This is a genomic window from Citrobacter sp. Cpo071, assembly GCF_030332765.1.
GTDB classification, from domain to species: domain Bacteria; phylum Pseudomonadota; class Gammaproteobacteria; order Enterobacterales; family Enterobacteriaceae; genus Citrobacter; species Citrobacter portucalensis.
The window spans coordinates 156,026-180,668 of the sequence record NZ_JAOWHE010000084.1; the positions used below are offsets into that span (position 1 = coordinate 156,026).

Annotated in this window: 22 protein-coding genes; 6 read left to right on the forward strand and 16 right to left on the reverse strand. The window is 52.2% G+C overall.

Annotation, left to right across the window (positions count from 1 at the left end; genetic code table 11):
• Complete coding sequence (gene pmrD, locus OGY09_RS16045) at positions 1-264, forward strand: signal transduction protein PmrD (RefSeq protein ID WP_032944066.1); 264 nt, start codon at positions 1-3, stop codon at positions 262-264.
• Positions 265-266: 2 nt separating this feature from the next.
• On the opposite strand, the gene arnF is transcribed toward pmrD, so the two are convergent.
• The 8 genes from arnF to nudI form a co-directional block, all read right to left on the reverse strand.
• Positions 267-653, reverse strand: a complete 387-nt coding sequence (gene arnF, locus OGY09_RS16050; RefSeq protein WP_003834713.1) for a 4-amino-4-deoxy-L-arabinose-phosphoundecaprenol flippase subunit ArnF — start codon at positions 651-653, stop codon at positions 267-269.
• A complete protein-coding gene (gene arnE / locus OGY09_RS16055; RefSeq protein WP_003834709.1) occupies positions 653-988 on the reverse strand; it encodes a 4-amino-4-deoxy-L-arabinose-phosphoundecaprenol flippase subunit ArnE in 336 nt (111 codons plus the stop codon). Before arnE ends, arnF begins: the two co-directional genes overlap by 1 nt.
• Complete coding sequence (gene arnT / locus OGY09_RS16060; protein WP_032944064.1) at positions 985-2,643, reverse strand: lipid IV(A) 4-amino-4-deoxy-L-arabinosyltransferase; 1,659 nt, start codon at positions 2,641-2,643, stop codon at positions 985-987. Before arnT ends, arnE begins: the two co-directional genes overlap by 4 nt.
• Positions 2,640-3,542 carry a 4-deoxy-4-formamido-L-arabinose-phosphoundecaprenol deformylase gene (gene arnD / locus OGY09_RS16065; protein ID WP_032944062.1) on the reverse strand — a complete coding sequence of 301 codons (903 nt, stop codon included), beginning with the start codon at positions 3,540-3,542 and terminating at the stop codon, positions 2,640-2,642. Before arnD ends, arnT begins: the two co-directional genes overlap by 4 nt.
• The gene (gene arnA, locus OGY09_RS16070) at positions 3,539-5,521 is read right to left on the reverse strand and encodes a bifunctional UDP-4-amino-4-deoxy-L-arabinose formyltransferase/UDP-glucuronic acid oxidase ArnA (RefSeq protein WP_032944060.1); all 1,983 of its coding nucleotides are present in this window, start codon (positions 5,519-5,521) and stop codon (positions 3,539-3,541) included. The genes arnD and arnA overlap by 4 nt, the downstream gene beginning before the upstream one ends.
• Entirely contained in the window at positions 5,518-6,501 is a 984-nt protein-coding gene (gene arnC, locus OGY09_RS16075; RefSeq protein WP_008785329.1) for an undecaprenyl-phosphate 4-deoxy-4-formamido-L-arabinose transferase, read from the reverse strand. The genes arnA and arnC overlap by 4 nt, the downstream gene beginning before the upstream one ends.
• A 2-nt stretch (positions 6,502-6,503) precedes the next feature.
• Positions 6,504-7,643 carry a UDP-4-amino-4-deoxy-L-arabinose aminotransferase gene (arnB, locus tag OGY09_RS16080; protein WP_020996681.1) on the reverse strand — a complete coding sequence of 380 codons (1,140 nt, stop codon included), beginning with the start codon at positions 7,641-7,643 and terminating at the stop codon, positions 6,504-6,506.
• 287 nt (positions 7,644-7,930) lie between these two features.
• Positions 7,931-8,356, reverse strand: coding sequence for a nucleoside triphosphatase NudI (gene nudI / locus OGY09_RS16085; protein ID WP_008785327.1), 426 nt, complete (start codon positions 8,354-8,356; stop codon positions 7,931-7,933).
• Between the two features lie 316 nt (positions 8,357-8,672).
• Here nudI and OGY09_RS16090 point away from each other — a divergent pair, with 316 nt between their 5' ends.
• Positions 8,673-9,215: a YfaZ family outer membrane protein gene (locus OGY09_RS16090; RefSeq protein ID WP_008785326.1), complete on the forward strand. Its 543-nt coding sequence runs from the start codon at positions 8,673-8,675 to the stop codon at positions 9,213-9,215.
• A gap of 79 nt (positions 9,216-9,294) precedes the next feature.
• Positions 9,295-10,491, forward strand: coding sequence for a nicotinamide mononucleotide deamidase-related protein YfaY (locus tag OGY09_RS16095; protein WP_008785325.1), 1,197 nt, complete (start codon positions 9,295-9,297; stop codon positions 10,489-10,491).
• A 38-nt stretch (positions 10,492-10,529) separates the two neighbouring features.
• Here OGY09_RS16095 and OGY09_RS16100 read toward each other — a convergent pair whose 3' ends face one another.
• The 4 genes from OGY09_RS16100 to glpA form a co-directional block, all read right to left on the reverse strand.
• Complete coding sequence (locus OGY09_RS16100) at positions 10,530-11,483, reverse strand: Rpn family recombination-promoting nuclease/putative transposase (protein WP_032944058.1); 954 nt, start codon at positions 11,481-11,483, stop codon at positions 10,530-10,532.
• 183 nt (positions 11,484-11,666) lie between these two features.
• Positions 11,667-12,857 carry an anaerobic glycerol-3-phosphate dehydrogenase subunit GlpC gene (gene glpC / locus OGY09_RS16105; protein ID WP_003834686.1) on the reverse strand — a complete coding sequence of 397 codons (1,191 nt, stop codon included), beginning with the start codon at positions 12,855-12,857 and terminating at the stop codon, positions 11,667-11,669.
• Complete coding sequence (gene glpB, locus OGY09_RS16110; protein ID WP_032944057.1) at positions 12,854-14,113, reverse strand: glycerol-3-phosphate dehydrogenase subunit GlpB; 1,260 nt, start codon at positions 14,111-14,113, stop codon at positions 12,854-12,856. Before glpB ends, glpC begins: the two co-directional genes overlap by 4 nt.
• Positions 14,103-15,731: an anaerobic glycerol-3-phosphate dehydrogenase subunit A gene (gene glpA / locus OGY09_RS16115; RefSeq protein WP_032944055.1), complete on the reverse strand. Its 1,629-nt coding sequence runs from the start codon at positions 15,729-15,731 to the stop codon at positions 14,103-14,105. The genes glpB and glpA overlap by 11 nt, the downstream gene beginning before the upstream one ends.
• Before the next feature lie 270 nt (positions 15,732-16,001).
• On the opposite strand from glpA, the gene glpT reads away from it, so the two are divergent.
• Together glpT and glpQ are read left to right on the forward strand one after the other, a co-directional pair.
• Positions 16,002-17,360 carry a glycerol-3-phosphate transporter gene (gene glpT, locus OGY09_RS16120; protein ID WP_286590659.1) on the forward strand — a complete coding sequence of 453 codons (1,359 nt, stop codon included), beginning with the start codon at positions 16,002-16,004 and terminating at the stop codon, positions 17,358-17,360.
• A 3-nt stretch (positions 17,361-17,363) separates the two neighbouring features.
• Complete coding sequence (gene glpQ / locus OGY09_RS16125; RefSeq protein WP_032944051.1) at positions 17,364-18,431, forward strand: glycerophosphodiester phosphodiesterase; 1,068 nt, start codon at positions 17,364-17,366, stop codon at positions 18,429-18,431.
• A 61-nt stretch (positions 18,432-18,492) separates the two neighbouring features.
• Here glpQ and OGY09_RS16130 read toward each other — a convergent pair whose 3' ends face one another.
• Positions 18,493-19,371: a LysR family transcriptional regulator gene (locus OGY09_RS16130; protein ID WP_079934561.1), complete on the reverse strand. Its 879-nt coding sequence runs from the start codon at positions 19,369-19,371 to the stop codon at positions 18,493-18,495.
• Positions 19,372-19,531: 160 nt separating this feature from the next.
• Between OGY09_RS16130 and OGY09_RS16135 the strand changes: the two genes are divergently transcribed.
• On the forward strand, positions 19,532-20,722 hold the full coding sequence (locus OGY09_RS16135) for an MFS transporter (protein WP_032944048.1): 1,191 nt from the start codon (positions 19,532-19,534) through the stop codon (positions 20,720-20,722).
• Positions 20,723-20,725: 3 nt separating this feature from the next.
• On the opposite strand, the gene yfaE is transcribed toward OGY09_RS16135, so the two are convergent.
• From yfaE to nrdA, 3 genes are all read right to left on the reverse strand, one after another.
• Positions 20,726-20,980 (reverse strand): ferredoxin-like diferric-tyrosyl radical cofactor maintenance protein YfaE, encoded by a 255-nt coding sequence (yfaE, locus tag OGY09_RS16140; protein ID WP_003027609.1) that lies wholly within the window; start codon positions 20,978-20,980, stop codon positions 20,726-20,728.
• On the reverse strand, positions 20,980-22,110 hold the full coding sequence (nrdB, locus tag OGY09_RS16145; RefSeq protein ID WP_003834668.1) for a class Ia ribonucleoside-diphosphate reductase subunit beta: 1,131 nt from the start codon (positions 22,108-22,110) through the stop codon (positions 20,980-20,982). The genes yfaE and nrdB overlap by 1 nt, the downstream gene beginning before the upstream one ends.
• A gap of 110 nt (positions 22,111-22,220) precedes the next feature.
• Positions 22,221-24,506: a class 1a ribonucleoside-diphosphate reductase subunit alpha gene (gene nrdA, locus OGY09_RS16150; RefSeq protein ID WP_032944045.1), complete on the reverse strand. Its 2,286-nt coding sequence runs from the start codon at positions 24,504-24,506 to the stop codon at positions 22,221-22,223.
• Between the last annotated feature and the right edge of the window lie 137 nt (positions 24,507-24,643).

Consider the following 24,643-nt stretch of genomic DNA (forward strand, 5'->3'; position numbering starts at 1 on the left):
ATGGAATGGCATGTGAAGAAGACCTGCTGTCACAAAAAAGCAGGGAGGCTCTATATCGTACTTTGCGATAGCGGTGGTTCGCTCAAGATGCTTGCCCAGGCGCAATCATCTGAGCGGATTAAGCCCGGCGATCTTCTTTCGCCGCTGAAGGATGCTCAGTATTGTATTAACCGCGATACATCTCGGGTGATTAAGATCATTGATGCCAGACAGTATATCTGTGATGAATGGGAACGTCTGTTACGACTGTCTGAAGATAAGTAATCTCAGGGCTGGTGTTTGCGTGAAGGAAGAAAAATCGTCATTAACCCTGCCATGATGCACAGTACCCCTGCCAGCGCTTTCACTGAAAATGTTCCCTGCCAGCCGGGCAGGATCATTGAGGCAACCCACACCAGCACATAGCTCAGGCTGAGTAGGGCATAGGCTTTGCTCAGCGCGAGTTGGTGTAGGGCTTTATGCCAGCAAATCACTGACAGTAAATACCCTGTCAATCCGGCATATAAAGCAAACGCTCCGATACTGACAGAGAATACGGCAGAGATGAACGCCAGCGGCTGCAGCATTGGCGGCAGATTATCCATCGCAAAGCCGAGGCTCAACTGGGCGATGGAGGTGATCATCACGCTACATAATCCCCAAAATACGCCCATTACACTGCGCTCCCAAGAATAAATATGCCGGTAATGATCAGCCCAACGCCCAGCCAGTGGCGGGTTGTGACGGGTTCGCGCCAGATTTTCCATGCCGCGAGAGTTACCCATACAAAGTTAAGACTCAGCATGGGATAGGCAATACCGACAGGAATGTTTTGTAAAACCGCCAGCCATAGCAGCATGGCCAGACCGAGGCTTGCCAGAGCAAGCCCAATCCATTGCGTAATGTAGCGTTTTCGCGCACGAACAGACACCGGTCGGGTCGCCTGCTTCTGGCATAGCTGGCCGCAGACGCTGAGCAGGCTGGCGAGGACTAAGGCTATCCAGATCATTTGGGCCGATACTGAATCAGGACCAGACGCCCCTGATTATCAATGTAGTCAGCGGGAGGGATGGCAAGCTGATTAATATCTTCATTCTTATCAATCGAGAGCACGAGCGTAATGTTTCCTTGCTGTCGATGTTGCGCTAACCAGTCGGCAAAATTCTCCCGACTGACAAAGCGGCCTTGAGCATCCGGGTAGTTGAGGCCGTATTTTAACTCGCCCGTTTGTCCGTACATCATGATGTCGTCGCGCTTCAGGCTCCAGGCCAGTCCCGCAGCGACGCCAACGCTGTCGGTGAGAATATAACGGCTCGGCTCCAGCGATTCTTTGGTCATCTCGACAAAAAACTGCGGCTGTTTAGATTCCATCACCCGGTCAGGAATGGAGAAGCCAAATAACAGCGCCAGCCCTAATGGGCATAGTGCTGCGAATTTCCAGTTCTTCTCGCGGTTATTTAGCGTATACCAGCCAAAAATCGTCCAGATGATAAAGATGCCCCAGGCACAAAAAACCTTATACGTTTCGATATGCGACCAGACCGGCGTCTTCAATGCTCCCAGCGTGGAAACATTAAACGTAGCGACGATGCCGACGACACCAAATAGCACGTTGATCCAGCCATTGATGCGCAGGGATGCTGAGTCTTTTTCCGCAGCCTGCAGGCCGAAGCGCGCCGTTAATATCGCCAGCGGCGCGAAGCAGGAAAGAATATAGGTCGGCAGTTTTCCTTTCGCGATGCTGAAAAACAGAATTGGCATAATAATCCAGCTTAACAGGTACAGAGCACTGCGTGGAACATCCCGCTCACGCCAGCCCGTACGCAGCGCGCCGGGAAGCAGACCGAGCCACGGTAATGTGCCTGCCACAAATATCGGGATGTAGTACCAGATAGGAGCCTTATGCTGGGCATCATCCTGCGCAAAGCGCTGAATATGTTCAACCCAGAAGAAGTAATGCCAGAAATCCGGCTCGCGTTGTGCAATCGCTATACCCCACGGTAGTACGATCGCGATGCAGCCGATCACCGCCAGCAGACCGTAGAGAATGAGGTCTTTCCAACGCTTTTGGGCAAAAACCCATGGTAATACGCTAAGCACAGGGACGGCGAGTGCCAGAAAACCTTTGGTCATTACACCCATACCGCAGGTCAGCCCAAGCAACAAAAAAGCGATGATTTTGCGTGTTCTGGTGGTGGCCTGCATGCCTTCCCAAAAACAGCACATGCCCGCCATCAGCCAAAGCGCTATGATGGGATCAAGTACCGCGTAGGTGCCGATGCTGTAAACCGAAAAAAACGTTAAAAAGATAGCGGAGGAGAGTACGGCGGTACGCTTATCATGCCACAGTCGCATGGCAAGCCAGGCTACCAGTAATGCGGTCAACAAAGTGGCAAAAATAGCACCCGCTCTGACACCAAAATTATTGGCGCCAAACAACCATTGTCCGATGCTGTTCAACCAGTATCCGGCAATTGGTTTTTCAAAATAACGCAGCCCTAAAAAGTGTGGAACGATCCAGTCACCAGAGTTGAGCATTTCCCGGCTGATTTCAGCATAGCGCGTTTCATCAGGCTGCCAGAGCATACGGCTGTTGATAGGTAAAATAAAATACAGTGCGATTAAAGCGATAAATGCCAGAGTGTAGCGGGCAGCAGGTTTCATGGTGTCACACTCACCGGTTGTTGGCAGCCGAGCCATCCCTCTCTGCCGGGTATTTTTCCACGTACGATCTGTCCTAACGGCAGCGTACTGATGTCGTCAGGTAACTGCTCGCCAAGCGGGCAGAATGTCATCCCCATGTCCGCGGCGCGAGTAAGCAGCTCGTCAAAGTTCTGATGAAAGGCGATGCCTTCAACTTCCGCATGAATGGTGTACACCGGTGTTCCTCTGCTCATCTGGATGTGGGAGAGAATATAGGAGTTGAAGTCCACCGCCTGGACCTCCTGACCAACCACTTCATCCCATGTTGGTAGGGTGACGGGAATTTGCGGCGTCCCCGTTTTCCCGGATTCCAGCACCGGACGAAATAACGACGTTCCTCGACAGTCACTGTTATAGCGCAGATGGAATGCTTCTTTGGCATGGACGACACGGTTGTCGGCACGCCATCCGGCAACGGCAGAGCAGGTGACTGGCTGACCGATGATGGCTTCAAGTGTGGTGATACCTTGCGAAATATCATCAATCAGCTGTTTGTCATTCCAGTTTCCGCTTCGCGCCTGCCAGGCGTGATGATCCCAGGCATGCAAACCGGTTTCATGAATCTGGGCGGTTTGTGCAATGATTGCCGCGTTGGCCTGGCCAATCTCTTTTCCCGGCCATGCGGTTCCCGCCAATAAAATATCCCATCCGTAGAGTGATGCTGCGTTTGAACGCAGCATCTTCCACAGAAATTGTGGCTTCACCAGACGCCAGAGATGGCGTCCCATGTTGTCAGGCCCAACGCTAAAGAAAAAACTTGCCCGAACGTTATGTCGGTTTAATGTCTCCAGCAGGCGGGGCACGCCTTCGCGCGTCCCCCTGAATGTATCGACATCAATGCGCAAGCCTACTTTGGTCATGATGTGTGTTCCGTGATATCCACACTGCGTAAGAAGAAGTCCAGCGTCTCTTCTACCGTTTCCTGCATCTCAATGGTCGGTTCCCAGTTCAGGCAGCGTTTTGCATTGCGAATGTTAGGCTTACGATGCTCAACGTCTTGATAACCTTTACCGTAGTAGGTGCTGCTTTCGACGTCACGGAAACCGGCAAACGGCGGGAAGTGGTTACGCAACGGATGTTTTTCAAAGCAGGAAAGCAGCATTTCTGCCAGTTCCTGAATACTTGCTTCGTTCTGTGGATTACCGATGTTGATAATCTCACCGTCACAGCGGCCGCCTTCGTTTTCAATGATGCGGTACAGAGCTTCGATACCATCGCGAATGTCGGTAAAGCAGCGTTTTTGCTTACCGCCTTCAATCAGCTTAATCGGTGAACCTTCCACGAGGTTGAGGATCAGCTGTGTAATGGCGCGTGAGCTGCCGATACGCGCGGCGTTAAGGCTGTCCAGACGCGGTCCCATCCAGTTAAACGGGCGGAACAGGGTGAAGCGCAATCCCTCTTTTTCGCCGTACGCCCAGATAACACGGTCCAGCAGCTGCTTGGATACGGAGTAGATCCAGCGTGGTTTATTGACCGGACCGACGATCAGATTCGAACTGTCTTCATCAAAGACTTTGTCGGTACACATGCCGTAGACTTCGGAGGTTGACGGGAAAATGATGCGCTTGCGGTATTTCACGCAGTAACGAATGATTTTCAGGTTCTCTTCAAAATCGAGCTCAAATACGCGCAGCGGGTTGCGGGTATATTCGATAGGCGTTGCGATCGCCACCAGCGGCAGCACAACGTCGCATTTTTTCACATGATATTCAATCCATTCGGAGTGAATGCTGATATCACCTTCGACGAAATGGAATCGCGGATGTTGCAGGAAACGCCCAATGGCGTCGCTGCCAATATCGAGTCCATACACTTCGTAATTATCTTCTTGCAGCAGGCGCTCGGTCAGATGGTTACCAATGAAGCCGTTAACGCCGAGGATCAGTACGCGAGTACGGCGTTTGCTGGTGGTCACTGACTGGCTGTTCAGGCGAGAACCTGGCACCAGACCCAGAACTTGCGCCAGTTGTGAACCCTGCATTGCAATACCATCGCCAGCTTGTCCGGTAATAATCTCCAGTGCGCCATCGACACAGGCGATCAGTAAAGGAGACACGGAGATGACGGTGCCCGGCTGGGCCGCAATGTCGTTTGTGCAAACGCGCGATGACCAGACGGTGAACTTTTGCGTGCCGACATAGCTAAATGCACCCGGCCATGGATCGCTGACGGCACGGACCTGGTTATGTAATTCCGCAGTAGGCTTGTTCCAGTCGAGGAAGCTATCTTCCGGTGTGCGGCGACCAAAACAGGTCGCCTCTGCTTCCTGTTGGGGGAGTTCTGCATAATCTCCCGTTTTAATCGCGGGCAGCGCCTCTTCCAGCAGGTGACGCGCAGCCTGGCACAGCTTATGGTGCAGCGTTAACGCCACATCATCCGGTGAAATAGCGACACGCTGCTGGGCAACTATGGCACCAGCATCCGCGCGTTTAACCATGCGGTGAAGCGTGACGCCGGTTTCGGTTTCACCATTGACCAATACCCAGTTCAGCGGTGCGCGGCCACGGTATTTCGGCAGCAGCGAGCCGTGCAGATTAAATGCACCCTTAGGGGCAAGACTGAGGATCTCATCACTCAGTAAATGGCGATAGTAGAACGAGAAGATAACATCGGGTGCCAGTTGGCTAATGCGCTCAATCCACAGGGGATGATTAACCTCGTCTGGGGCGTAAACCGGAATACCGGCGCTGGCCGCGAGGCGGGAAACAGATCCAAAAAACGCTTTTTCACCCGGGTTGTCGGTGTGCGTAAAAATGGCAGCGATTTCATAACCTGCATCCATCAAGGCCTGGACACCCTGACATCCCATATCGTGATAGGCAAATACGACGGCTTTCATGCGCGGTTTTCCTCGGTTGACTGCGTAGTTTGTGGGCGGATAACGTGTTGAACAAAATAGCGGGGGCGGGCGCGGACATCGTTATAGATGCGACCGATATATTCGCCGAGTAAACCCATGCCAATAAACTGTGCGCCGATAAAGGTAAACAGGACGGCAAACAGCATGAATACCCCTTCTGCTGCCCACTGTGGGCCGAGCGTCAGGCGCAGAACAACAAGCAGGACTGATAAGGTAAAGCCCGTGGCAGCGATCACGCTGCCCAGCAGGCTCAACATGCGAAGCGGTGTTGTGGTAAGGCAAGTCACCAGGTCATACATCAGGTTGATCAGACGCATGAAGCTGTATTTGGAGTCACCAAATTCACGCTCTGCATGATGTACCGGGATCTCCGTGGCGCGACGGGCAAAAATGTTGGCCAGAATAGGGATAAAGGTGCTGCGCTCCTGGCAATGCAGCATGGCATCGACGATGTGACGGCGATAGGCGCGTAGCATGCAGCCGTAGTCGCCCATTGCTTTACCGGTGGTTCGTTGGATCAGATGGTTGATCATTCGTGAGGCGGTCTTACGAAATACGCTATCCTGACGGTTCTGGCGTACCGTGCCTACCACATCGAAACCCTCATCTGCAGTGGCGACCAACCGTGGGATCTCCTCCGGCGGGTTTTGCAAATCAGCATCCAGCGTGATGATCAAGTCTCCGGTGACATGGCTGAAACCGGCCATAATCGCCGAGTGCTGTCCGTAATTACGATTCAGTAAAATAGAGACAATATGGCTGTTCGGTGCCTGAGAGGCGTCCATCATCAACTGAGCGGAACGGTCGCTGCTGCCGTCGTCGATTAGCAGAATTTCATAGTCTTTGCCCAATTTCTCGCAGGCGTCGCTGGTGCGTCTGATTAATTCTGGCAGGCTTTCCTGTTCATTAAAAACGGGAATAACAACCGAGACTTTTTTAATCGGTGTGGCTTCAAACATGCTCATTGTCCTGCTATCTCGCGAAGCGCCGTAATGACCCGCTGAGTGTCAGCGTCGGTCATGTCGGGGAATAACGGCAGCGAACAGATGCGTGCGCTATTCCATTCTGTATTTGGGAGCGAAAGGGTAGTGAAGCGTTCGCGATAATATTTTTGCGTATGGGCTGCACGAAAATGCAGGCCGGTGCCGATATCTTTGGCCTTCAGCGCTTCCATCAGGGCATCTCTGCTCAACCCGCAGCGCGTTTCATCAACACGAATGATGAATAAGTGCCAGGCATGAACGTGCGACCACTGCGGTAGGCTCAGCGGCTGGAATGGCGTATCGGCCAGCGCTTTTTGATAGTGCTGGGCAATTTGCGCCCGGCGTGAGTTCAGTTGCTCCAGCTTATTGAGCTGTACCAGCGCAATAGCGGCGTTAATATCCGTCAGGTTGTATTTGTATCCAGGTGCAAGCACTTCGGCTTGTGGTGCCCGGCCGTAGGTTTGTCGATCAAAAGCATCAACGCCCAGACCGTGAAACTTCAGGCTGCGAAGCCGCTGAGCGAGCTGGCTGTCGTCGGTAACGATCAGTCCACCTTCCGCACAGGTGATATTTTTAATAGCGTGAAACGAGAAGATTGCCGTGCCGCGAGCACCGACATGACGGCCCTTATACAATGTCCCTACGGCATGGGCTGCGTCTTCTATTACCGGGATTCCATAACGCTCGCCAATGGCATAAATTGCGTCGAGGTCGGCGGGGGCGCCAGCATAATGTACTGGAACAATGGCTTTGGTTCGTGGGGTAATAGCGGCTTCAATTTGCTCAGGTGTCACCATAAGCGTATCGTGGTCGACATCGATCATGACGGGCGTCGCCCCCAGCAAAACAATCATGTTGAGGGTAGAAACCCACGTCATCGACGGCGTAATGACCTCGTCGCCCGCACCAATGCCCAGCGCCATCAGCGTAATGTGCATTCCTGCAGTGGCGGAGCAAACGGCGACGGCATGCTTATTCCCCGTGAGCTGGCAAAAAGCCTCTTCCAACTGTTGATTTTTCGGGCCGGTGGTTATCCATCCAGAGTCCAGAACCGCCTTCACTGCGGCAAGTTCTTCAGCGCCCATGGCCGGGCGAGAGAAAGGCAAAAAGTCAGACATCATTATTCCTTCAAGCCATTTAACGCCACCGAAGTTTTATTTTTAGTGATAAACAGGGGCGTCGTTAATTATTTCATCAGGCTACAAAGGTTAATGACTGAAGGTTAATTTATCCTTAAGAGTTTAAGGTTTTGGAACGACAGCTAAATAGAGTTATTTTTTATTTATATTAATGAAATTAAAGTTTTTTTTTTGGTTTTTTTTGCGATATTGCTGTTTGCTATAAGTTGATGAGTGCAATGCCGCTATTCAGAATATTAATTTTATGCCGTTATTAAAATGATAACCTACAGTAACCCTTTCAAGGTTAACGTTTTACGCGTGGCGATATTTAAATCGTAGGCACTGAGATCTTCCGGTTTAACCCAGGCGAACGCCTGGAACTCTTCGTTAATCTTCACTTCACGATTCGCCGCGACACAATCGAAAATAAGATAAATCATGTAAATCTCTTCCTGGCTGCCATCAGCATAGGTTTTAGTGCGGATATCATCACTGAAGGTCCAGGGGGTAATTTCTGATAACACCAGCTGTTCGCCCAGCTCTTCCCTCACTTCACGGCGCAGAGCTTCTTCAATACGTTCGCCTGGTTCAACACCGCCGCCAGAAAGCGCCCACTGACCGGGAAACACACCGCGGTCGTCAGCCATTTTGCACAGCAAATAACAGCCATCGTTTTCAATTAATGGGCAAACAATCGTTCTTTGGCGCATAAGTTCAGTCCTTTAGGGGAGGTAGAGAAAATTCCATCATGCACGCATCTTACCTTTTGCTGACGCTAGAAAAAATGCTTCATCAATGAATAACGCCACTTTGGTTGGGAAAACAGGATGTTTGTTGAAAACGACCCTCTGCTACGCTCACATGTACAAATGACACAAGAATTTAACCTTATCCACATCTTCTGAGTAGTATTTAGTTACAATATGTCATTGCATCGCTTTTTTAGCTCATTGATTCCTCGCCATCTGACAGTACAATTCATCGGTTTTGGGGCTATGTTTTGATTCTTGCTGGAAAGGATAGAAAATGAAAAAAAGTTTAATGTTGGGTTTTGCCGGAATGCTGTTTGTTTCCGCGTCGGCGAGCGCGATTAGCATCAGCGGCCAGGCTGGCGAAGACTACACTAACCTGGGATTCGGTATGGGCACTGAGAGTACTGGTCTGGCCGTCAGCGGTAACTGGATGCATAACGATGACGACGGTGATGTTGCCGGGCTGGGTTTAGGTTTGAATATCCCACTGGGGCCGCTGATGGCGACCGTTGGTGGTAAAGGTGTTTATACCAATCCAAACGATGGCGATGAAGGCTATGCTGCCGCTGTCGGTGGTGGTTTACAATGGCCGATTGGCGATAGCTTCCGTCTGTTTGGTGAGTATTATTACTCTCCTGATTCACTTTCCAGCGGTATCGACAGCTATGAAGAAGCGAATGCCGGTGCGCGTCTGACCATTTTGCGTCCGCTGAGCATTGAAGCCGGTTATCGTTACCTGAACCTGGCAGGCAAAGACGGCAACCGTGATAACGCGATTGCTGATGGCCCGTACGTTGGGGTTAACGCCAGCTTCTAACATTTCTGGCGCGGCGTTCAGTCGCGCCTTCCCCCCTCCATGCGTTATAGTGTTTTCATCATAAAAGCAGGAGAACACGATGTTAAACGTGGAGATGCTATCCACAGGGGATGAAGTGTTGCACGGACAAATCGTCGACACCAATGCCGCCTGGCTGGCCGATTTTTTCTTTAATCAGGGTTTACCGCTAACACGCCGCAACACGGTAGGTGACAATCTTAACGATTTGGTCGCCGTTTTGCGTGAGCGTAGCGAGCACGCCGATGTACTGATCGTTAATGGCGGTCTGGGACCAACCAGCGATGATTTGAGCGCGCTGGCAGCGGCAACGGCAAAAGGCGAAGGGTTGGTGCTGCATGAAGCATGGCTGGCCGAGATGGAGCGATATTTCCGCGATCGTGGCCGCGTGATGGCGCCAAGCAACCGCAAACAGGCTGAACTTCCGGCCAGCGCTGAGTTTATCAATAATCCGGTGGGTACCGCGTGCGGGTTCGCCCTGAAGCTTAACCGCTGCCTGATGTTCTTTACACCGGGTGTACCGTCAGAATTCAAAGTCATGGTGGAGCATGAGATCCTGCCTCGTTTGCGTGAGCGTTTCTCTTTGGCTCAGCCCCCGTTATGCCTGCGATTAACCACCTTTGGCCGTTCTGAAAGCGACCTGGCGCAGAGCCTGGATCCGCTGCCGTTGCCTCCGGGAGTAACAATGGGTTATCGCTCCTCAATGCCAATTATTGAGCTGAAGCTGACCGGGCCGGACTCCCAACGGGAAGCGATGCTGGCGCTGTGGCCAGAAGTTAAGCGGGTTGCCGGGCAGAATATGATTTTTGAAGGTACGGAAGGCTTACCCGCGCAAATCGCCCGCACGTTGCAAGAACGGCAATTCAGCCTGACGCTGAGCGAACAATTCACCGGTGGTCTGGTGGCATTGCAGCTTTCTCGTGCGAATGCGCCACTGTTGGCGAGTGAAGTGGTTCCGCCTCAGGAAGAAACGCTGGCGCAAACGGCGCATTGGATAACCGAACGACGCAGCAAACATTATGCTGGATTGGCACTCGCGATATCGGCTTTCGAAAACGAACATATTAACTTTGCGCTGGCCACGCCTGATGGGACACACGCCTTGCGCGTACGGCTGAATGCAAATCGCTACAGCCTGGCGATTCGTCAGGAAGTGTGCGCGATGATGGCGCTAAATATGCTGCGCCGCTGGCTTAACAATCAGGATATCGCTAGCGAACACGGCTGGATCGAAGTGGTTGAGTCGTTGACGATTTAATTATTGATTGGGAAGGCTAAATGCCTTCCCAATCTGGCTCATGCGGTGGTATCGCCAGGCAATAGCCCGGTAATTATCTGAACTAAATCACGATCAATACCTTGTTCCAGCATTATGTGAGCGATACGTAAGGCTTCTTCTTGCGTACCTTTTTGCACCCCTTGTTCTAACCCTTTTTGCATTCCTTGTTCTAACCCTTGCTGTATCCCTTCTTGCAGTCCATTTTGGTGGCCTTCCTGCCTGAGTCTCTCTGCAATTGTCATCAGCTTCTCCTTGTGATGGGGGGATCGTTCGGCAACTTCGCGGATAAACTCGCTGACGCGAGAAACGTCGCCGTACCGTATCAGGTAATTAAATAGCGTTTGTAGCTGGCTGTCATTAGCAGTGCTTGTAACTAATAGCGAGACCAGTCGATCCACTAACCCCATTAAGTCACGATCGCGGATATGTTTTTGCATCAATTCAAGCAGCGCAACCCTGCGATGCTGCGCAATTTCATCGTCAGGTATTACGGTAATGTCGACCAGCGGAAAAGCCTCAGAATACAGTTGTCGCGCCAGTTGCGGATTATCAAATTCATCCAGCCAGTTGAGCGACCAGGGATAGGGACTTTGTTGACCGTGATAAAATAGCATGGGGATCACCAGCGGCAGCGTTTTATTCCCGGCATCAAGATGATGCTGCATCGCCGCGGTGGCATAACGCATCAGGCGAAATGCCATATGCGGTACCGCGGTACTCTGATGTTCAATAACACAATAAATATAGCCCTGACCTTCGCGGGTTTTTAGTGACCACACTACGTCGGAGTAGTATGCGCGGAGATCTTGTTCGATAAAACTGGTGGACTCCAGCTTCAGCGTTTGTAAATCACATATCTCACGTAATGCGATAGGAAGGTGTATCTCCAGAAAATCCCGAGCCATCTCAGGGTAAGACATTATCTTTTTAAAAACGGCATCATGCGGTGTAGATGTAGTGGATTTAGCCATGGTAGTCCGTCACCAGAAAGAGAAGATGGCGTGACGGTATCCACTTTTAATATGCGCTGCATGCGGGAAATGGGTTCTTTGTGTGGATGAATCAGAGATAAATATATCCGACTGCAACGTATTCAATTAAGCGGAACGGGCTACGCAAAAATGCCCGGTAGCAAACACCACCGGGCAACAGAGTTAACCCAACGCTTTGGCAAGCAGGGTGATAGGATGTTCGCAGCGTTTGCTTGTAGACATCTCAATCTGCCATTTACAGGTTTCGCAGTCGGTGACGACGATATCAGCGCCGCTTTCTTCAATTTGGCGGAATAACGGTGCGCCAATAGACTGTGAAGTCGGATAGTTTTCCTTTTTAAAGCCGTAAGTCCCGGCAATCCCGCAACACTGAGAATCCAGCACCGTCAGCTCCAGCCCTGGAATTTGTCGCAGTAGCTCCAGCGTATAGAGCGTCCAGCCCATTTTCTCCATGTGACATGGCGTGTGATAGACCACCTTCAGCGGCAGCGTCTTCAGCGGCAGCGTTTTACCTTCATCCAGCTTGCGCCATAGCCAGCGGGTTGCCAGTTCAATGTGTTCACGCAGGCCTGAGTTGTCGACATCCAGCACTTCCGGATATTCATCACGTAGCGCAAAGGTACAGGTTGATGAGGTGGCGATCACCGGAATGCCTTTGCCATCAATTGCCTCCCTGAGCGAGGCCACGTTGCTGACAGCCTGCTTACGCGCTTTATCGGTAAAACCGTTGGCAATCAGCGGTACGCCGCAGCATTTCTCTTTACTCAGCAGTTGCACGCCAGTACCCATCGCATTCAACACCTTGATCAGGTCTTTGCCGAGCTGGGGATGGTTGTAATTCACAAAACAGCCGTGGAAAAAGGCGACCTGATCCTGATACTGCGCCTGCTGTGCGGCAACGCTGCGATACCAGCGGCGGAAGGTGCCAAAGGAGTACTTCGGCAGCGTACGGCGATGATCGATTTTTAACGCGTAATCCAGCAACTGACGCACCGGTTTTAATGAGGTGGCGGTATTCACTATTGGGGCGAAGGGGGTGGATACGCTGCCCATTAAATCGGTATGACTTAAGACAAAGTTACGCAACGATGGGCGCGTCGTGTCGTATTTGGCGCGCGCGCGCTGGATAATATCGCCGATTTTCACGTCTGACGGACAGGCCACTTCGCAGCGTTTACAGTTGATGCAGTATTTCAGCGCGTCGTCATATAGCGCGCCATCTTTCAGGCGCAGACGTTCACCGTCCGGGCCGGCCTGCTTAGGACCCGGGTAGCTCGGATTGACGCGGCTTACCGGGCAGGCGGTGGTGCACACCGTACATTTGATACAACTTTCAAAACGTGTGTCGCTCATTGCTGTCCTCCTGCACGTTTCGCAATATGATGTGCGGCATGTAAGGCGCTAACTGCACACACGCCGCCTCCGCAACCCTGGGCGATAGGATCGAATCCGCCGAGAACGGAACCAATGGCATACATGTTCTCTATCGTTTTTCCCGCCAGTGATGGGCGTAATGCGGAATCGGTAGTCACGCCAAACTGTTGCCACGGTTGTGGATCGAAAACATCACGCTGATACCACTCGGCGCGAGTAGCTGTTTGCTGTACATCCAGTCCCAGGATTGGTTCATGGATTGCCTCACGCGTGGCGACCAGCCCGCTGCTGAAGAAGCTGCCGCTGGCGAGCACGGCGAAACGTGGCCGCAAGGGGATATCGGCATGATTTCGGGTCCAGATTTCGCTGACCACGCCATCCTGACAGGTGATTTTTTTCACTTCATCACCCGGCATCCACACACCGCCCTGGCGCACAAACTGGCGCTGCAATTTGTTGTGCAAACGCATGCCCAGCACCGAAGGTGGTAGGGTCGGTAACAGTGTCAGCGAGCAGGGGAGGCGCTCGTTAAGCCACTGCCAGAGCCGCTCATCGGCCAGACCAAAGCATGCCGGCATGATTATCATGTCACAGGTTTTTGCCATTGGCAGCAATGCGTCATAAAGCAGCGACCATTTATCTTCGTTATCCAGCAGGCGCGCAATATTAACGGCGCGAAACTCGGTTGGGTTATCACGCAGGACATCCAGCTCCGGTAGCTCGATTTCTGCCGTCTCGACGCTGAGATTGCGTTGGCGTAATGACGCTGCGGCGAGATGCGCCTGAAAATCCAGTAACCCGCTAATCCCTACAACGCAGATACGCTGTGCGGACAGCGGCCAGACCGGCACTTCCGGGGAACTTAACCAGGTTGAGCGCAGGGTGCCCAGCGGGGTAACACGTTGATGTGCCTGATGCACTTTGCCCTGCAAATGCGTTCCGCATTCTTCCAGTAAATTTTGCGCCTGTTGGGCCAGTTCCAGAACGTTCTGCGTTCCGATGGTGCTATACGGATGTGCGGGTGCCTGAGTGCGCAGCGCATTCAAACCCGCTTCTATATCCGTCACCGGCTGACCATCGGGTAAGCTGCTGAGCAAATCCAGTGAGCCGGAGGAAAAATGCAGGGCGCTTTGGCCGCGGGTAACAATCGTGCAGCGCAGTCCGCTTTTTTGCAGTTGCAGGCCACATAGCAGTCCGGCGAGGCCGCCGCCGATAATGACGGTATCAAATTTCATCCTGGTGCTCCTTTTCCAGACCACACAACCCTTGATAAACCCAGCGCGTGAATTCGCTTTCGCGCAGCGCATCTCCCCAGGCGATAGGCTGCACGCCTTTCCAGCGTTCGTTGAGGAAGTCGGAAAGCTGGGTAATGGACTGCGCTGCGGTAGTGACATTGAAACGTTGCAGCAAACCTGCGGCGCGACAGGCACACAATTCGCCCTGGCAGGTCCCCATTCCAACACGGGTACGGCGACGCAAATCGAGCAGGCTGTTGACGGTTAAATTCTCGACGGCGTATTGCACTTCGCCTGCGGTGACTGCTTCGCATTCGCAGACCAGGCTGCGGTGCTGACGGCCTTCGCTAAGCCACGCAGGGGTGCGATCGCCGTGACGGTAGACCGCCGAGCCGCGCAGTGGCGCGGGCAATGAGATCACGCGTTTAAGCGTATGCTCGGTAGATTCCTGTGAGCCAGGCAGCGCGGTGTCTGCCGTTGTGCAAGGCTGGGTATTGCCCAGCTTACGGCAAACGGCATCGGTGGCCCATTCCGCCATCAGGCGGTAGGTCATCAGTTTTCCGCCGGTAATGGTAATAAACCCTTCCAGTCCGTCACGTTCAGCGTGATCGAACAGTACAATCCCACGGCTGACGTTACGACCGCTTGGGTCGTCGTCGCTGGCCACCAGCGGGCGTACGCCAGAGTAGGCGCGTAAGATGCGCGTTTTCGCCATAATCGGCGCCAGCTTCTCGCCTTCACGCAGCAGAATATCGACCTCTTCTGCGGTGACGCGGTTGCTGTCGATATCGTCGTAATCAATGTGCTGTGAGGTGGTACCGATCAGTGAAATGGTATCGCCAGGCACCAGAATATCGGCGTCAGAGGGCTTACGGCAGCGGTTAATGACATGCTGGTTAATGCGATGATCCATAATCAGCAACGAACCTTTGGCCGGGAACATACGGATGCTCAGATCGGCATATTCCGCAATGCGTTGACCCCAGATCCCAGCGGCGTTGACGACAACCGGTGCATGCAGGGACTGCATTTCGCCTGTCAGATGATTGCGCACGTTAACGCCGCAAACCGTTGCGCCTTCGCGGATCAGTCCCGTCACTTCATGCGCCGTTAAGATAACCGCGCCATGCTCACGCGCATCCAGCATGTTAGCTGCTGTTAAGCGGAAAGGATCGACCGTGCCGTCTGGTACTTTTACTGCACCAATCAGCTGTGGATTCACAGAAGGTTCGATAATACGTGCCTGCTGAGGGTCAATCGCTTCTGCGCGAATCCCTGCCTCTTCACAGGCGCGAATAAAGGTGGCCTGGAAGGACAGCTCATCCTCCGGCAGAGTAATAAACAGACCGTCCGTTGGCTCAACGCAATGACGGGCGATACGTTTCAGAATTTGGTTTTCGCTGATGCACTCACGGGCAGATTCAGCGTCGGTGACGGCGTAGCGTGCACCGCTGTGCAGCAGACCGTGGTTGCGCCCGGTCGCACCTGTGGCGATATCGTGGCGTTCCACTAAGATGACGCGCAACCCGCGCAGCGCACAGTCACGTGCGATCCCAGCACCTGTTGCTCCTCCACCAATGATAATCACGTCACTTGTTTGCGAGTCGCGAGTTTTCATTGTTTTTCCTCACAGTTCGTTTTTTATCATTTAGCCACATAAAAAACATGGATTGTTTGATTTCGCGCATAATCGCTCATTATTCGAAAATGAAACGTGATTCCGTGCGCCTTTATGAACATTTGTCATAAATCTGTAACAATATGTGCTGCGTTTCACATTTTTGTTATGTATCTTTCCTTAACATCGCGGCCACACTGGGAGCGGTAGGGTAGTAATGACGAACTGCAGTGTTTACTTCGAATGAAAGACGGCCACGGAGGCTACACTATGTTGAGCATTTTTAAACCAGCGTCACACACGGCGCGTTTACTTGCAGCGGAGATCGACCCGACATATCGTCGATTGCGTTGGCAGATTTTCCTGGGGATTTTCTTTGGTTATGCCGCGTACTATCTGGTACGTAAGAACTTCGCCCTGGCGATGCCATATCTGGTTGAGCAGGGTTTCTCTCGCGGCGATCTGGGTTTTGCGTTGTCCGGTATCTCCATCGCTTACGGATTTTCGAAATTCATCATGGGGTCCGTTTCGGATCGCTCGAATCCGCGCGTTTTCCTGCCAGCAGGTTTGATTCTGGCTGCCGCAGTGATGTTGTTTATGGGCTTTGTGCCGTGGGCGACATCGAGCATTGCGATAATGTTTGTGCTGCTGTTCCTCTGCGGATGGTTCCAGGGGATGGGGTGGCCGCCGTGTGGTCGTACCATGGTGCACTGGTGGTCGCAGAAAGAACGTGGCGGTATTGTTTCCGTCTGGAACTGTGCGCACAACGTGGGCGGCGGTCTGCCTCCTCTGCTGTTCCTGCTCGGTATGGCCTGGTTCAATGACTGGAAAGCGGCGCTGTATATGCCTGCTTTCGGTGCGATTGTGGTTGCGCTGTTCGCCTTTGCGATGATGCGTGATACGCCGCAGTCCTGCGGCCTGCCGCCTATCGAAGAGTATAAGAACGACTATCCGGACGATTACAACGAGAAAGCGGAAGAAGAGCTGACTGCGAAGCAGATCTTCATGCAGTATGTACTGCCAAACAAACTGTTGTGGTACATCGCTATCGCCAACGTGTTTGTTTATCTGCTGCGCTACGGCATCCTGGACTGGTCACCGACCTACCTGAAAGAAGTGAAGCATTTCGCACTCGATAAATCATCCTGGGCCTACTTCCTGTATGAGTATGCGGGTATTCCGGGCACGCTGCTGTGCGGCTGGATGTCGGATAAAGTCTTCCGTGGTAACCGTGGTGCGACCGGCGTGTTCTTTATGACGCTGGTAACTATTGCGACCATCGTTTACTGGATGAACCCGGCAGGCAACCCGAACGTGGATATGGCTTGTATGATCATCATCGGCTTCTTGATCTACGGCCCGGTAATGTTGATTGGTCTGCACGCGCTGGAACTGGCACCGAAAAAAGCGGCGGGAACGGCAGCTGGCTTTACCGGTCTGTTCGGTTATCTCGGCGGTTCTGTGGCTGCGAGCGCCATTGTTGGCTACACCGTTGACTTCTTCGGTTGGGACGGCGGCTTTATGGTGATGATTGGCGGTAGCGTGCTGGCGGTTATCCTGCTGGTGGTCGTCATGATTGGCGAAAAACGCCATCACGAAGAGATGCAACTGAAACGTAACGGGGGCTAATAGATGAAAACTACATTGAAAAGTCTCAGCGTGGCGCTGATGCTCACAGGTATGGTGGTCAGCAGCGCGGCGGTTGCCGCAGATAAAATCGTGATTGCGCATCGTGGCGCCAGCGGTTATCTGCCGGAGCATACGCTGCCAGCAAAGGCGATGGCCTATGCCCAGGGGGCGGATTATCTGGAGCAGGATTTGGTTATGACCAAGGATGACCATCTGGTCGTCCTGCATGACCACTATCTTGACCGCGTCACCGATGTTGCCGAGCGTTTTCCGGATCGTGCGCGTAAAGATGGGCGTTACTACGCCATCGACTTTACGCTGGATGAAATTAAATCGCTGAAATTTACCGAAGGCTTCGATATCGAAAATGGCAAAAAGGTCCAGACCTACCCAGGGCGCTTCCCGATGGGTAAATCTGATTTCCGCGTGCACACGTTCGAAGAAGAGATTGAGTTTGTTCAGGGATTAAATCATTCCACCGGTAAAAACATCGGTATTTACCCGGAAATGAAAGCGCCGTGGTTCCATCACCAGGAAGGGAAGGACATTGCGGCTAAAACGCTGGAAGTACTGAAAAAGTACGGGTATACCGACAAGAACGACAAGGTCTATCTACAGTGTTTTGATGTTGCAGAGTTGAAGCGCATTAAAAATGAACTGGAACCGAAGATGGGGATGGATCTCAATCTGGTACAGTTGATTGCGTACACTGACTGGAATGAAACCCAGGAGAAAAAGCCGGACGGTAGTTGGGTTAATTACAACTACGACTGGATGTTTAAACCGGGTGCCATGAAGCAGGTTGCGCAGTATGCGGACGGCATTGGGCCGGACTATCACATGCTGATTGATGAGAAGTCGAAGAAGGGCAATATCTCGTTAACTGGCATGGTGCAGGACGCACATCAGAATAAGATGGTTGTGCATCCTTATACCGTTCGCGCCGATCAACTGCCGGATTACACCACTGACGTAAACCAGCTGTATGACATTCTTTATAACAAGGCGGGCGTGGACGGGCTGTTCACCGACTTCCCCGACAAAGCAGTGAAATTCTTGAATAAAGAGTGATGGCGTAAGGCCTGTGATGCACCTCCGGTCACAGGCCTTAATGGATGAAACGTTTTAACTGCTAGATAAGGCCGTCTGCTGTCAACGTTTCCATACATGCCTGCAGGAGAAATAAAGGGCTGCCGTCCACCGGCGGCTCTTTTGCCAGTAAGGATATCTGTCGATAGAACGTCGGTTCCAGCGCGACTGAGCGTACTTTCCCACCAACCGCCTTCAGCGTTAATTCCGGTAATAACGCTATACCCAGCCCCTGACGAATAAAGCTCATCGCGGTATCCGGATGGTTAAACTCGTATTTAATGACCGGTTCAATTCCCTTCTCTTTAAATAGCGCCATGATGCTTAATTCATAGCGACCTTTGCTGATAATGAGCGGTTCTCCAACCAGTTGTTCCACTGAAATCGTTCTATTGGCCGCCAGCGGATGGCTTTCAGGAACTACAACGGTAAATTTGTCGCGATACACCGGTACGCAGTACATGCCATTTACCGGGAAATGTACAAATCCCGCATCGATATCCCCACTGCGCAGGGAATCAACGATTGCCGTGCTGTTTTCCTCATAAGGGATAATTTTGATATGCGGGTGGTGCTGCTCGAAGTGGTGGATGATACCGGGTAAAATACAGGCACAGGCGCTGGGAAAGCAGCCGATTCGCAGGGCTCTGGCCGGGTTTTGTCGCTCTTGCTCGGCAATCTCTTTCACCGCGTTGGTTTCAGACACGATCGTCCGCAGGTGTGAAACGATCCGACTCCCGGCCGGACTAAGTTGAATGTCTTTGCGGCGTTCGCGGATAATAATATCAACCCCTAGCTCTTCCTCTAGCGCTGAAATTGCCTGGCTAACGGCGGATTGGGTCATGTACAGCCGCTTGCTGGCTTCGGTAAAACCACCGTACTCAAGTACGGCAAGCAGGGCGTGGATCTGGGTTAATGTCATTAGCTCCCTCTAATCAACAATATTAAAACGATTAATTTCTCTAATATAATGGACCTGTTTATACTTGCGGTCTACCGTAAAATCACACTTCGACGCACCTGTCCGTAGTTCAGTTGAGCTGAGCGTTGCCTGCGTGCGCCGTCTGGACAGGTTGTCGAATATGAAAGAAAAACTGTGGACGAAAGATTTTTGGGCAATAACGATAATCAGCTTTATTATATTTTTTGTTTTTTATGTCCTGCTCACGCTGTTACCGATCTATATTTCGGATCGCCTGCATGCCACTCCAGATAAGGCCGGATTATTAGTCACCTTCTTTTTGGGGGCCGCAATTGTTGTGCGCCCGTTCGCGGGACAATGGGTAGGAAAATATTCGAATAAAACAATTCTGGTGCTCTCTTCTCTGGCCTTTTTGGTGGTCACTGCGCTGTATCCTGTTTGCCACTCAATTGAATCACTGCTGTTGATTCGGGTGCTTCATGGTGTAACGTTTGGCGTTATTACCACGGTAAAAGGAACGATTTCCGCGCGGTTGATACCGGCCTCCCGACGTGGGGAGGGCATCAGTTTTTTCTCGTTAGCCATGGGACTGGCAATGGTTGTGGGGCCGTGGGTAGGGCTGAACATGGCACGCTGGGAAGCTTTTACCACTGCATTCTGGCTGTGTAGCGCGGTTGCCGTACTGGGTATTATCCTGTCATTGATTGTCGCCGTACCGCCGGTTATCCGTCATGCTGACGGCTCAAAACCGAAGCTGGGATTTGCTGCTATGTTTGATCGCGCCGCACTGCCTTTCGCGATGGTGACGTTTTTCATGACCTTTTCGTACGCGGGCGTTTCCGCTTTTCTCGCACTGTATGCGCGCGAGCTCGATCTAATGGCCGCCGCCAGTAATTTCCTGCTGTGCTACGCCATTTGCCTGATGATCTGTCGAACCTTTACCGGAAATATTTGTGATAAAAAAGGGCCGAAATACGTGGTCTATCCGTGTTTGCTGGCCTTCACTGTCGGGCTGGTGGCGCTTGGCTATACTAACGGCAGCATTATGATGATTATTTCCGGTGGATTGATTGGCATCGGTTATGGTTCGGTCACGCCCGTATTTCAGACACAAATTATTAGTTCGGTGGAACCCCATAAAATTGGTATCGCCAATTCGCTGTTTTTCAATGCGATGGATGCGGGAATGGCAATCGGCGCGTTTATCATGGGGATGATGGTCGAGGGCGTGGGATATCGGGCGATTTATCTGGTGGGGGCGCTGCTGGTGGTACTGGCCGGGGCGCTGTATATCATGCAGATGAAAAAACGCGGAGACGTGGTACTGGTCTCCGCGCATGAAGTTCACTAAACACTACAGCTCTATTTCAATATCGCCTTTTGCCCGGCAACAGCACGGCAATATTTCACCGGGCTGAATGAAGGCCAGCGGTTCTGCAATCCAGTCAACCTGTCCCGCCACCAGGCGGGTACGGCAGGAGCCGCAGTAGCCTTCACGACACTGATATTCGACTTCAACATCGTGCGACTCGAGCGCGGCAAGCAGGGAAGGGTGTTCATCCTGGCACAGCAACTGCGTGCCAGAGATGCGCAGAGTCACGCGGCCCATCAGAGCTGGAAGTTACTCAGATCGTCAGTATCGACTTCGGCATCGATCTGGCCGACCAGATAAGAGCTGACTTCCACTTCCTGCGGCGCAACCTGGACGTTGTCAGACACCAGCCAGGTATTGATCCAAGGGATCGGGTTAGAACGTGTCTGGAATGGCAGATCGAGTCCAACAGCCTGCATACGGATGTTGGTGATGTACTCAACGTACTGGCACAGAATGTCTTTGTTCAGGCCAATCATTGAGCCATCACGGAACAGATAGTCCGCCCACTCTTTTTCCTGCAGCGCGGCCTGTACGAACAGGTCGTAGCACTCTTGTTTGCACTCTTCGGCAATTTCCGCCATCTCCGGATCGTCCACGCCGCTGCGCAGCAGGTTCAGCATATGCTGAGTGCCGGTCAGGTGCAGGGCTTCGTCGCGGGCGATCAGACGAATAATTTTCGCGTTGCCTTCCATCAGTTCACGTTCGGCGAAGGCGAAAGAGCAGGCGAAGCTGACATAAAAGCGGATCGCTTCCAGCGCGTTCACGCTCATCAGGCACAGATACAGCTTCTTCTTCAGCTCACGCAGGTTTACGACAACCGTTTTACCATTAACGGTATGCGTACCTTCGCCCAGCAAATGCCAGTAGCTGGTCATCTCGATCAATTCGTCGTAGTAGCTGGAGATGCCTTCTGCGCGTTTCTGGATTTGCTCGTTGGTGACGATATCGTCAAACACCACCGCCGGATCGTTAACAATATTACGGATGATGTGGGTGTAAGAGCGGGAGTGGATCGTTTCAGAAAACGCCCACGTTTCCACCCAGGTTTCCAGTTCAGGGATCGAGATTAACGGCAGCAGCGCGACGTTAGGACTACGTCCCTGAATGGAGTCCAGCAGCGTCTGATACTTCAGGTTGCTGATGAAGATATGTTTTTCATGTTCCGGCAATGCCTGGAAGTCGATACGATCGCGAGAAACATCGACTTCTTCCGGACGCCAGAAGAAAGAGAGCTGCTTTTCGATCAGTTTTTCAAAGATGTCATATTTTTGCTGATCGTAGCGGGCGACGTTCACCGGCTGGCCGAAGAACATCGGTTCCAGAAGCTGATCATTTTTCGTCTGTGAAAAAGTGGTGTATGCCATTGATGTGAATCCTGTCTGGAATGTACTGCCGGATGCGCTTTGCTTATCCGGCCTACAATACCGCGAATTAATTTGTAGGCCGGGTAAGCGTTACGCCACCCGGCAAAAGATTAAATCTTACATGCGCCGCTTTCGCAGCCATCGTCCTGAATGGACGGTACCAGATCGTCCTGAGAGTCTTCCGCACCGTCACGGGTGTTCTGATAATACAGCGTTTTGACACCAAATTTGTAGGCGGTGAGCAGGTCTTTCAGCAACTGCTGCATCGGTACTTTTCCGGACGGGAAGCGCGACGGATCGTAGTTGGTGTTGGCGGATATCGACTGATCGATAAATTTCTGCATGATGCCTACCAGCTGCAGATAGCCGTCGTTGTTTGGCATTTCCCACAGAAGTTCGTATGCGTCGTGCAGGTGTTCGTAGTCCGGCACGACCTGACGCAGAATTCCATCTTTCGATGCTTTGATGCTCACGTAACCGCGTGGCGGTTCAATGCCGTTGGTGGCGTTGGAGATCTGCGAAGAGGTCTCGGACGGCATCAGGGCTGACAGCGTGGAGTTACGCAGACCGTGAGTTTTAATTGATTCGCGCAGGTTTTCCCAGTCGTAATGCAGGGACTCGCTGACGATAGCATCCAGGTCTTTTTTATAGGTATCAATCGGCAGAATGCCTTTCGCATAGGTAGTTTCGTTAAACCACGGGCATGCGCCTTGCTCTTTTGCCAGCTCGTTAGAAGCCTTCAGCAGGTAATATTGAATCGCTTCAAAGGTTTTGTGAGTCAGGTTATTGGCGCTGCCGTCAGAGTAGCGTTTACCGTTTTTCGCCAGCCAGTAAGCGTAGTTGATCACGCCAATGCCCAGCGTACGACGACCCATCGCACCGCGTTTGGCGGCCGGAATCGGATAATCCTGGTAATCGAGCAGCGCATCCAACGCACGTACCGCCAGTACGGCCAGCTCTTCCAGTTCGTCCAGACTTTCGATAGCGCCCAGGTTAAATGCGGACAGCGTACACAGCGCAATTTCGCCGTTTTCATCGTTAACGTCGGTCAGCGGTTTGGTCGGCAGGGCAATTTCCAGGCACAGGTTGGACTGGCGTACCGGCGCGACAACCGGATCAAACGGGCTATGGGTATTGCAGTGGTCAACGTTCTGAATGTAGATACGACCGGTCGAGGCACGTTCCTGCATCATCAGTGAGAACAGCTCAACCGCTTTCACGCGCTGTTTGCGGATGCTGTCGTCGTTTTCATATTGGGTGTACAGACGCTCGAACTCATCCTGATCGGCGAAGAACGCGTCATACAGACCCGGGACGTCGGACGGGCTAAACAGGGTGATGTCGCCGCTTTTCAGCAGACGGGTGTACATCAGCTTGTTGATCTGTACGCCATAGTCCATGTGACGAACGCGGTTGCCTTCGACGCCACGGTTGTTTTTCAGGACCAGCAGGCTTTCAACTTCCAGGTGCCACATTGGGTAGAACAGCGTGGCTGCACCACCGCGTACGCCACCCTGAGAGCAGGATTTCACCGCAGTCTGGAAATGCTTGTAGAACGGAATACAGCCGGTGTGGAACGCTTCACCGCCGCGAATCGGGCTACCCAGCGCACGGATGCGACCAGCGTTAATGCCGATACCGGCACGCTGAGAAACGTATTTCACAATTGCGCTGGAGGTTGCGTTGATGGAGTCCAGGCTGTCGCCGCACTCGATTAGTACGCAGGAGCTGAACTGACGCGTTGGGGTACGCACGCCGGACATAATTGGCGTCGGCAGCGAGATTTTGAACGTAGAAACGGCGTCGTAGAAACGTTTTACATATTGCAGACGTGTTTCACGCGGATAGTTAGAGAACAGGCAAGCCGCTACCAGAATGTAGAGGAACTGTGCGCTTTCATAGATCTCACCGGTAACACGGTTTTGCACCAGATATTTACCTTCCAACTGCTTCACCGCAGCGTAGGAGAAGGTCATATCACGGTCGTGTACGATGAACGAGTCCATCTGCTTGAACTCTTCTTCCGTGTAGTCTTCCAGCAGATGATTGTCGTATTTGCCCATTTCAACCATTTTCACGACATGGTCGAACAGCTTTGGCGGTTCAAACTCACCGTACGCTTTTTTACGCAGATGGAAAATCGCCAGACGGGCAGCCAGATATTGATAATCCGGCGCTTCGCGGGAGATCAGGTCGGCGGCTGCTTTGATGATTGTTTCATGGATGTCGGAGGTCTTGATTCCGTCATAAAACTGAATGTGGGAGCGCAGCTCGACCTGAGAAATCGATACGTTATTCAGTCCTTCTGCCGCCCAATCCAGAACTCGGTGGATTTTGTCGAGATTGATGCGCTCTGTACTACCATCACGCTTTGTCACCAGCAGACTCTGATTCATGTGGTTTTTTACCTGTCCGTGAAAGAAAAAATATCCCCCATATTATCCACAGAGTCATGTTGTGACTAAGTCTGTGGATAAATACTATATGTAGGGGTTGTTTGATAAAATAGACGCTATATGGTGAGTATTCTAGT